This is a genomic window from Hydrogenophaga sp., assembly GCF_051007235.1.
Taxonomy (GTDB): domain Bacteria; phylum Pseudomonadota; class Gammaproteobacteria; order Burkholderiales; family Burkholderiaceae_C; genus Hydrogenophaga.
This window is the reverse complement of record NZ_JBPCSJ010000121.1, coordinates 1-9,197: the sequence shown is the minus strand read 5'-3', so window position 1 is coordinate 9,197 and position 9,197 is coordinate 1. Positions and strand designations below refer to the sequence as shown.

Annotated in this window: 7 protein-coding genes, 1 pseudogene and 2 riboswitches; of the genes and pseudogenes, 2 read left to right on the top strand and 6 right to left on the bottom strand. The window is 68.5% G+C overall.

Going from position 1 to position 9,197, the window contains the following annotated elements:
• Positions 1 to 175, top strand: a 175-nt coding sequence (locus ACR2JA_RS04585) for a 4Fe-4S dicluster domain-containing protein (protein WP_434007936.1), incomplete at its 5' end; no start/stop codon positions are given.
• A gap of 15 nt (positions 176 to 190) precedes the next feature.
• On the opposite strand, the gene ACR2JA_RS04580 is transcribed toward ACR2JA_RS04585, so the two are convergent.
• From ACR2JA_RS04580 to ACR2JA_RS04560, 5 genes are all read right to left on the bottom strand, one after another.
• The gene (locus tag ACR2JA_RS04580; protein ID WP_434007935.1) at positions 191 to 2,116 is read right to left on the bottom strand and encodes a B12-binding domain-containing radical SAM protein; all 1,926 of its coding nucleotides are present in this window, start codon (positions 2,114 to 2,116) and stop codon (positions 191 to 193) included.
• Positions 2,117 to 2,272: 156 nt separating this feature from the next.
• On the bottom strand, positions 2,273 to 3,661 hold the full coding sequence (locus ACR2JA_RS04575; RefSeq protein WP_434007934.1) for an L-serine ammonia-lyase: 1,389 nt from the start codon (positions 3,659 to 3,661) through the stop codon (positions 2,273 to 2,275).
• Positions 3,662 to 3,697: 36 nt separating this feature from the next.
• The gene (locus ACR2JA_RS04570; RefSeq protein WP_434007933.1) at positions 3,698 to 4,948 is read right to left on the bottom strand and encodes a D-amino acid dehydrogenase; all 1,251 of its coding nucleotides are present in this window, start codon (positions 4,946 to 4,948) and stop codon (positions 3,698 to 3,700) included.
• Between the two features lie 59 nt (positions 4,949 to 5,007).
• Positions 5,008 to 5,122: riboswitch (glycine riboswitch) on the bottom strand.
• Positions 5,123 to 5,219, bottom strand: a riboswitch (glycine riboswitch).
• Between the two features lie 8 nt (positions 5,220 to 5,227).
• The gene (locus tag ACR2JA_RS04565) at positions 5,228 to 6,226 is read right to left on the bottom strand and encodes a tripartite tricarboxylate transporter substrate binding protein (protein WP_434007932.1); all 999 of its coding nucleotides are present in this window, start codon (positions 6,224 to 6,226) and stop codon (positions 5,228 to 5,230) included.
• A 42-nt stretch (positions 6,227 to 6,268) separates the two neighbouring features.
• The gene (locus ACR2JA_RS04560; RefSeq protein ID WP_434007931.1) at positions 6,269 to 7,441 is read right to left on the bottom strand and encodes a M20 aminoacylase family protein; all 1,173 of its coding nucleotides are present in this window, start codon (positions 7,439 to 7,441) and stop codon (positions 6,269 to 6,271) included.
• Positions 7,442 to 7,547: 106 nt separating this feature from the next.
• Here ACR2JA_RS04560 and ACR2JA_RS04555 point away from each other — a divergent pair, with 106 nt between their 5' ends.
• Positions 7,548 to 8,453 (top strand): LysR family transcriptional regulator, encoded by a 906-nt coding sequence (locus ACR2JA_RS04555; protein WP_434007930.1) that lies wholly within the window; start codon positions 7,548 to 7,550, stop codon positions 8,451 to 8,453.
• Positions 8,454 to 8,502: 49 nt separating this feature from the next.
• Here the strand turns inward: ACR2JA_RS04555 and ACR2JA_RS04550 are convergent.
• A pseudogene (locus ACR2JA_RS04550) lies at positions 8,503 to 9,197 on the bottom strand (glycine dehydrogenase (aminomethyl-transferring)); the annotation flags it as partial.

Here is a 9,197-nt window from a genome sequence, read left to right as displayed (position 1 = left end):
CCGGTACTGCCCGGCCGGGGTGTACGAGTTCGTGAGCAAGGACGGGGCCGATCAGCTGGTGATCAACGCGCAGAACTGCGTGCACTGCAAGACCTGCGACATCAAGGACCCGACGCAGAACATCGTCTGGGTCACCCCCGAGGGCGGCGGCGGGCCCAACTACGCCGGCATGTGAGCCGGCGCTGCGCGTTCAGCGCTGCGCGGCCAGCGCCTTGCCGATCTTGCCGCGCTTGACGGTGGGCCGCGGCACCGGGCAGGGCAGGTGGTCGAACCAGCGGCGCACGTCGTCTTCCACGCACAGGCCGTGCATGTAGTTGTAGATCGCCTTGCGCAGGCCCTGGCCCAGCACGTCGTGGTCCACGCCGGGCGGCATGGGCGTGGGGTCGGTGAAACCGATGTCGTTTTTGGCGAACGTCACCTCGGGCAGCGGAATGAGGTCAATGCCATACGCCGCTGGGTCCAGGCCCACCGGTGAGTGCACCGTGCAGGAAAAGCGGTGGAAGAAGCCGCTCTGGATGCAGCCGTTCTCGAACAGCTGGCGCACGTATTCCAGCGCGTCCACCGTGTCCTGCAGCGTCTGGGTGGGGAAGCCGTACATCAGGTAGGCGTGCACCAGGATGCCGGCGTCGGCAAAGCCCTTGGTCACCCGCGCCACCTGCTCGACCGACACGCCCTTTTTCATCAGGTTGAGCAGCCGGTCGCTCGCCACTTCCAGCCCGCCGCTCATGGCGATGCAGCCGCTTTGCGCCAGCAGCTCGGCCAGTTCGGGCGTGAAGGTTTTCTCGAAGCGGATGTTGCCCCACCAGCTGATCTGCAGGTCGCGGCGGATCAGCTCTTCGGCCAGTGCCTTGAGCGCCTTGGGCGGCGCCGCTTCGTCCACGAAATGGAAGCCGGTCTGGCCGGTTTCTTTGACGATCTTTTCGATACGGTCGGCCAGCGTGGACGCGGTCGCGGTTTCGTAGCGACCGATGTAGTCCAGGCTCACGTCGCAGAAGCTGCACTTCTTCCAGTAGCAGCCGTGGGCCACGGTCAGCTTGTTCCAGCGCCCGTCGCTCCACAGCCGGTGCATGGGGTTGAGCATGTCCAGCAGGCTGAGGTAGCGCTCGATCGGCAGACCGTCCCAGGTGGGCGTGCCGACGTCCTCGAACGGGATGTCGGGCTCGGCCAGGTTCACGTACTTCACCGCGCCGTCTTCGCGCACAAAAGTGCGCTGCAGGCGCTGCGGCCCTCGTTGACCGCGCAGGTGTTCGATGAGCGAGAGCACGGGCCGTTCGCCCGCGTCCAGCGTCACGTAGTCCACAAAGTCGAACACGCGCGGGTCTTTCAGCTCGCGCAGCTCGGTGTTGACGTAGCCACCGCCCAGCGCGATCTGGATGGCCGGGTGCGTGGTCTTGATGGCCTGGCCGATGCGCAGCGCGGCGTAGACCGAGCCGGGGAAGGGCACCGACAGCAGCACCAGCGTGGGCCGGTGGCGTTCCACCGCCGCCAGGGTGAGGTCGCGCAGCAGGTCGTCCACCAGCGTGGTCGGTGCGGCCAGGGCCTGCGCCAGCGGCTCAAACGTCGGCTGACTGCTGGCCAGCGATTCGGCGTAGCGCACGAACTCGAAGCGCTCGTCGGCCGCGTCGCGGATCACGTCGGCCAGGTCGTTCAGGTACAGCGTGCACAGATGGCGCGCCTTGTCCTGCACGCCCAGCGCGCCAAAGGCCCAGCCCAGCGGGTCGCCGCTGCCGTCATCGACGTAGTTGTCCAGCGCGCCAAAGCGCGGCCCTTCCGGCAGCAGGCCGCGGGTGGCGATGCGGTAGGCCAGCGTCGAGTCCCGCCCCTGCAGGTAGGCGACGGCCGGGCCGATGGTGGCGCGGTAGGCCTCGAACTGGTCGAGGAAACTGTGCACGGCGGCGGTGCGCTGCACCTCCGGCTGGGCCAGTGCGCAGCCGCGCAGCGCCTCCAGCCCGGGGGGGGTGAACAGCTGGAGCACCAGCGCCAGCGCCAGGTCTTCCTGCACCGCGTCGATGCCGCGCGAGCGCAGGAAGCCGGTGAGGTAGGCGGTCGAGGGGTAGGGCGTGTTGAGCTGCGTCATCGGCGGGATGAGGCTCAGCACGCGGAAGGTCGTGGTCATGCGCGCGTGGGGAAAAGTTCGCGCGAAGCTTAGCCCAGAAGCATCGAGGCCAAGCTTCCGGAGCGCAATGTCCTGGTCAAGGATGCCGCGGAACCGGCTCCGCCGGGCCGCAGGCATCGCCCCCTGGGGGGTGACGCCGCAGGCGGCGCGGGGGGGTCAACATTCCACGATGTTCACGGCGAGACCGCCCCGCGCGGTTTCCTTGTATTTGGTCTTCATGTCCGCCCCGGTCTCGCGCATGGTCTTGATGACCTTGTCCAGGCTGACGTGGTGGGTGCCGTCGCCGCGCAGTGCCATGCGCGCGGCGTTGATGGCCTTGACCGAGGCGATCGCGTTGCGTTCGATGCAGGGGATCTGCACCAGGCCGCCCACCGGGTCGCAGGTCAGGCCCAGGTGGTGTTCCATGCCGATCTCGGCCGCGTTCTCCACCTGCTCGGGCGTGCCGCCCAGCACGGCGCAGAGGGCGGCGGCGGCCATGGAGCAGGCCACGCCCACCTCACCCTGGCAGCCGACTTCTGCGCCGCTGATGCTGGCGTTTTCCTTGTAGAGGATGCCGATGGCGGCGGCCGTGAGCAGGAAGTCGACCACGCCATCGTCGTTCGCTCCCGGGACGAAGCGCCGGTAGTAGTGCAGCACGGCGGGCACGATGCCGGCCGCCCCGTTGGTGGGCGCGGTCACCACGCGACCGCCCGCAGCGTTCTCTTCGTTGACCGCGAGCGCGTAGAGGTTTACCCAGTCCAGCACGGCCAGCGGGTCGGTCAGCGCTTTTTCGGGGTGGCCGGTCAGGTCGCGGTGCAGCGCGGGCGCACGGCGGCGCACCTTGAAGCCGCCGGGCAGCACGCCGTCGGTGGCGCAGCCGCGCTGCACGCAGGCCTGCATCACGTCCCAGATGCGCAGCAGGCCGACGCGCACTTCTTCGTCGCTGCGCCAGTGGCGTTCGTTGGCACGCATCACGCCCGCGATGGACAGGCCGTGTGTGCGGCAGCGCTGCAGCAGCTCGTCGCCGGTGCGAAACGGGATCGGCAGCTGGGTGACGTCGGGCGCGATCACCTTCTGCCGCTGGCCGTCGGCCATGACCTCTTCGCTCACCACGAAGCCGCCGCCCACCGAATAGAAGGTGCGCTCGGACAGCACCGCGCCCGCTGCGTCCCACGCTGTCAGCCGCATGCCGTTGGCGTGCAGCGGCAGGGCCTGGCGGTGCAGGGTCAGATCGTCACGGTCGGCCCAGGCGATGGGGTGCGTGCCCATCAGCGTGATGCGCCCCTGTTCGCGGATGGCGGCAACGGTGGGTTCGACCGATTCGATGGGCACCGACTCCGGCTCGTGCCCACACAGGCCGAGCAGCACCGCCTTGTCGCTGCCGTGGCCGCGGCCCGTGGCGCCCAGCGAGCCGTACAGGCCCACCTGCACCCGCGCCACGGCTGGCAGTGACCCGGCCGTCTGCAGCCCGTGCACGAACAGGCGCGCGGCGCGCATGGGGCCCACGGTGTGCGAGCTGCTGGGCCCGATGCCGATCTTGAACAGATCGAAAGCCGATACCGCCATGCGCGTCTCCTGGTCGTTGTGGTCGTGTCGCGCGCGTCAGGCCAGGGCCGGCCGGACCACGCCGCGGCCCGAGCGCGCATCTTCCCACTGCGCCACGTGCCCCGCCAGCTGGTGCGCGGTGATGGCCGAGAGCGTCCAGCCCAGGTGACCGTGGCCGGTGTTGTAGAACACGTTGGGCAGGCGGCCCGGGCCGACGCGGGGCAGCATGTCCGGCATCATGGGCCGCAGGCCGGCCCAGGGCTCGACGCGGCGCGTGCTCACGCCCGGGAAGCACTGGTTGACCCAGTCCACCAGCGGCTTGATGCGGTCGGCGCGGATGTCGCGGTTGAAGCCGTTGAACTCGGCCGTGCCAGCGACGCGGAAACGGTCCACGCCCAGGCGGCTGGTGACCAGCTTGGTCTCGTCGTCCAGCAGGCTCACGTTCGGCGCAGCGGCCTGGCTCTGCTCGTCGTTCAGCATCACGGTGATGGAGTAGCCCTTGACCGGGTAGACGTTCAGCCGGTCACCCAGCTGCGCGCTGATGGCACGGCTGTGCACGCCGGCGCAGACCACCACCGCATCGGCGGTGACCACCTGGCCGTCGGCCAGGGTGACGTGGGCGGCCTGACCCGTGCTGTGCACGCGGCTGACGGCCTGCCCGGTGACCAGTCGCACGCCGCGGCGTTCGCAGGCGAGGCTCATGCCGTGGGTGTACTTGTGGATGTCGCCGGTGGAATCGCTCTCGGTGTAGTAGCCGCCGTAGTAGTCGCCGGCCAGCGTGGGTTCGATGGCGCGCATCTCGTCGGGTGTGACGGCGCGGCGCGGCAGGCCGCCTGCGGCCAGCAGCTTGCTGACCTCACCCGCGTGGTCGAAGCCAGCCTTGTCGCGGTAGATGTGCAGGATGCCTTGCTTCTTCAGGTCGAAGTGAATGCCCTCGGCCTGTGCCCAGCCGAACAGGTGTTCGCGTGCGGCAATCGCCAGCTGGGTGGTGGCGATGGTGTTCTCGCGGTACTTCGGAATGGCGGCCGCGAACTCGGCGAACCAAGACAGCTTGTGCCAGCTCGGCTTGGGGTTGACCAGCAGCGGCGCGTCGGCCTTGAGCATCCACTTGATGCCCTTGAGCAAGGTGGACGGGTGGGTCCAGGTTTCGGCGTTGGAGGCCGACAGTTGCCCGCCGTTGGCGTGGCTGGTCTCCATGCCCGCGTAGCGGTGCTGTTCGATCAGGGTGACCTGGTGACCTTCGCGGGACAGGGCGTAGGCGCTGGTGACGCCGGTGATGCCGCCGCCGATGACGATGAGCTGTGCCATTGGGTTTCTCTTTCAAAGCCGTCAAACAGTGGGACACGGCCGCACACCGTGTGCGGACCATGACCCCCTCTGTTTGTGACCTGAGAGATTCACCGGTCCTTGATTCGCGTCTTGGACTGGCTTGCTCCTGCGGTGGGCCGGGGGACGAATCCCGGCCACTCTTCAGAGTTTGAAGCGCGTTGATCGGTCCTTTTGCCTGAGAGTTTCCGGGGCGGTTGCTCCTTCGGCGCCGGCCTTCCCTGAGGGCGCCGGTCTCTCCCGATCAACGGAAGAAGGTGCTTATTGTGCCTGCAGCCCGATCGACTTCGCAATCGAGCGGAATTGCTGGATGCCGTCGGCGTAGGCCTTGTCCGCCTCGGCCAGGGTCTGCGGCTTGGGCAGCAGCTGGCTGTTGGCTGCGAGCGCCGTTTCCACGGTGGCGTCGTCCAGGGTGCCGGTGATGGCCTTGTGCAGCGCCGCCACCACCGGTTCCGGCGTGTCCCGCTTGACGAAGTAGCCGGTCCAGATGCGGAAGGTGAAGTCCTTGAGCTGCTTGCTCTCGCTGATGGCGGGGTATTGCTTCACGCTGTCCAGCCGCCCGTTGTTGAGCATGGCCAGCACCTTGATGCGGCCCTGCTTGGCCATCTCGTCGTATTTTTTGCCGTAGGGCGCCAGGAAGAAGTCGACCTGGCCGGCCATCAGGTCCTGCTCGGCGGGTGCCGCGCCTTTGTAGGGCACGTGGATCATCGGGATGCCGGTGACCTTGGACAGGTGCTCGCCCAGCAGGTGGTAGAACGAACCGGGGCCGACGCTGGCGAAGGTCAGCGGCTTGCCGTCCTTGGCGGCCTTGCGGGCGTGCTCCACGAACTCGTCCACGCTGCCCACCGGAAGGTCTTTCTTGGCCAGGAAGGCGATCTGCGCGGTGGCGATCATCTGCACCAGGCGGAAGTCTTCGCTGCGGACCTTGTTCGACGCCACGGCCAGCGGCGCCAGGATCAGCTCGTTGGGCGAGCCCTGGAACACGGTGTAGCCGTCGCTGGGGCCATTGAGCACCTTCTGCGCCGCGATGGCGCCGCTGGCGCCGCCCAGGTTCTCCACCACCACCGGCTGGCCCAGCTGTTTGCCCAGGGTGACGTTGACCGAGCGGGCGATCACGTCCGACAGGCCGCCGGCCGGGTAGGGGACCATCAGCGTGACCGGCTTGGCCGGGAAGGTCTGGGCGGCAGCGGTGCCGGCCAGACCGAGGGTGGCCAGCGCCGTGGCGGCCAGGAGCGTGCGGATGCGGTTGCGTGGGTTCATGGTGTTGTCTCCGTTGTGGTTGTGAAAGGGCCGAGATAGGGCTCAGGGGTTGGGGGAAAGCAGGTCCTGCACGAGCGCGATCCAGTAGGCCGCGCCGGGGGCGATGTTCAGGTCGTTGAAGTCGTAGGCCGGGTTGTGCACCATGCAAGCGCCGGGCTCGCCGTCGGCGCCATTGCCGATGAAGAGGTAGCTGCCCGGCACGCGTTCGAGCATGAAAGCGAAGTCTTCGCTGCCGGTCAGCATCGGGCCTTGCGGGTTGATCTGGTCGGCGGGGAAATGCTTGCGCGCCACCGCCAGCGCGCGGGCGGTCTGCTGCGGGTCGTTGACCAGCACCGCGTAGCCGGGCCGCCAGGCGATCTCGGCGCGCACGCCGAAGCTCTGCGCCTGCAGCGCGATCAGTTCGTGGATGCGGCGCTCCATGTCGCGCCGCACCTGCGGGTCGAGCGCGCGCAGGCTGATCTCCAGCCGTGCGGTGGCCGGGATGACGTTGTTGGCCTCGCCCGCGTGGAGGGCACCGACGGTCACCACAGCGGGTTGCATCGGGTCGACGTTGCGCGAGACGATGGTCTGCAGCGCCATGACGATGGACGCCGCTGCGACCAGTGGGTCGGCCGCCTTGTGCGGCATGGCGCCGTGGCCGCCCACGCCGTGCAGCGTGACGGTGGCGTAGTCGGACGAGGCCATGGTCGGGCCGCTGCGGAACACCAGCTGCCCCTGCGGGAAGCCGGGCATGTTGTGCATGGCGAAGATGGCCTCGCACGGGAAGCGCTCAAACAGGCCGTCTTCCATCATCTTCAGCGCACCGCCGCCGCCTTCTTCGGCCGGCTGGAAGATCAGGTTCAGCGTGCCGTCAAAGCGGCCCTGGGTGGCGAGGTGCTGCGCGGCGGCCAGCAGCATGGCGGTGTGGCCGTCGTGGCCGCAGGCGTGCATCACGCCGTGTGTGCAACTGGCCCAGGCGGCGCCGGTGGCTTCGGCGATCGGCAGCGCGTCCATGTCGGCGCGCAGGCCGAGGGTGCGGTTGGAGGTGCCGCGCTTCAGCTGCCCCACCACGCCGGTGCCGCCCAGACCGGTGGTGACGGTGTAGCCCCAGGCGCCCAGTTGAGCCGCCACCAGGGCAGCGGTGCGGCGCTCGTTGAAGGCGAGCTCGGGGTGGCGGTGGATGTCACGGCGGACGGCGATGAACTGTTCGACGGCGGCATCACTGAGGCGATCCATGCAAAGCACTCCTGAAACATGAACTTTGTTGCATGTTAGGAAGCGCATGAATTAAAGTCCAATGCATTGATATGCAACGATCAATGACTTTTGATGGAGACTCGGGATGACCCTCGTGCAGTTGAGGCACTTTGTGGTGCTGGCAGAGGCAGGATCGTTCGTGCAGGCGTGCAAAACCCTGTACGTGACCCAGCCCGCGCTCACCCGCAGCATCCAGGCGCTGGAAGACGAGCTGGGCGGGCGGCTGTTCGACCGGCTGGGCCGGCGCATCGCGCTCACGCCCTTCGGCAGCGAAGCGCTGCAGCGCGCGCGGCGCCTGGTGGCCGACGCCGAGGCGCTCAGGCAGACCGGCAAAGGACTGCACGCGGGCCTGATCGGCAGCCTGCGCATCGGCCTCAGTTCCGGGCCGGGAGCCTTGCTGTCCACCCCGCTGATGCAGCACATGGCGCAGCACCACCCCCGGCTGCACCTGCAGATCTCGCGCGGTAACACCAGCGTGCTGGTGGACGGGTTGCGCGAGCAACACCTGGATGCACTGGTGGTGGACGCCCGTTCGGTGCGCCCCTCGGCCGATCTGACGGTGTCCCAGGTCTTCGAGCTGGCGGCGGGTTTCCTGGTGCGGCCGGACCATCCCCTGCTGCAGCGGGGCCAGCCGGTGGGCATCGACGATGCCCTGGCCTACCCGGTGGCGTCCACGCCGCTGAGCGACGAGGTGGCGCGCATCCTCATCAGCCGCTACGGGCCGCAGGCCAACCCCGACGACATGGTGACCCTGCGCAGCGATGAGACGCTGAGCCTGGTCGAGGTGGCGCGGGGCAGCGACGCGATCGTGCTGACCGTCAACGCCGCGGCGCCCGGGCTGGTGCAACTGCCCGTCTCACCGCCGCTGGCCGCCACCGCCCGCTTCGGCCTGGTGACCCTGGCGCAGCGACAGGAAGCCCCGGCCCTGCGCATCCTGCGCGAACAGCTGCCGTGCTGGGTGGCCGGTTTCGGCGCCACGGCGGTGGCATGAAAAAGGGGCGCCCGCGGCGCCCCTGGATCGGGTTGGGATTGGTGGCGGGTCAGTCCGCCAGCTCGCTCACCGGCACGCAGCTGCAGAACAGGTTGCGGTCGCCGTAGACGTTGTCCACGCGGCCCACCGACGGCCAGTACTTGGTGTTGACCGACGGACCTTGGCTGGCCACCGCCACCTCGCGCGAGTACGGGTGAGGCCACTCGCCCTTGAGCACGCTGGCCGCGGTGTGCGGGGCGTTCTTCAGCGGGTTGTCGTCCTGCGGCCATTCACCTTTCTCGATGAGGCGGATCTCTTCGCGGATCGCGATCATGGCGGCGATGAAACGGTCCAGCTCCTCCAGCGTCTCGCTCTCGGTCGGCTCGACCATCAGCGTGTTGGCCACCGGGAACGACAGCGTGGGAGCGTGGAAACCGTAGTCCATCAGGCGCTTGGCCACGTCCTCGGCCATCACGCCACAGGTCTCCTTGAGACCGCGCAGGTCCAGGATGCACTCGTGCGCCACGTGGCCGTTGGCCGAGGCGTAGAGCGTGGGGTAGTGGTCGGCCAGGCGCTTACTGCTGTAGGTCGCGCTCAGGATGGCCGCTTCGGTCGCGTGCTTCAGACCATCGGCGCCCATCATGCGGATGTACATCCAGCTGATGGGCAAGACAGCCGCATTGCCCAGTGGCGCCGCCGAAACCGCACCCACCCCCGACCCTGAGGTGCCCGCGCAGGGCGCCTGAGGCAAGAAGGGAACCAGAT

Coding starts and splice junctions, on each gene's coding strand:
- ACR2JA_RS04580 (WP_434007935.1), bottom strand. CDS start 2,116: ATGACCACGACCTTCCGCGTGCTGAGCCTCATCCCGCCGATGACGCAG.
- ACR2JA_RS04575 (WP_434007934.1), bottom strand. CDS start 3,661: ATGGCGGTATCGGCTTTCGATCTGTTCAAGATCGGCATCGGGCCCAGC.
- ACR2JA_RS04570 (WP_434007933.1), bottom strand. CDS start 4,948: ATGGCACAGCTCATCGTCATCGGCGGCGGCATCACCGGCGTCACCAGC.
- ACR2JA_RS04565 (WP_434007932.1), bottom strand. CDS start 6,226: ATGAACCCACGCAACCGCATCCGCACGCTCCTGGCCGCCACGGCGCTG.
- ACR2JA_RS04560 (WP_434007931.1), bottom strand. CDS start 7,441: ATGGATCGCCTCAGTGATGCCGCCGTCGAACAGTTCATCGCCGTCCGC.
- ACR2JA_RS04555 (WP_434007930.1), top strand. CDS start 7,548: ATGACCCTCGTGCAGTTGAGGCACTTTGTGGTGCTGGCAGAGGCAGGA.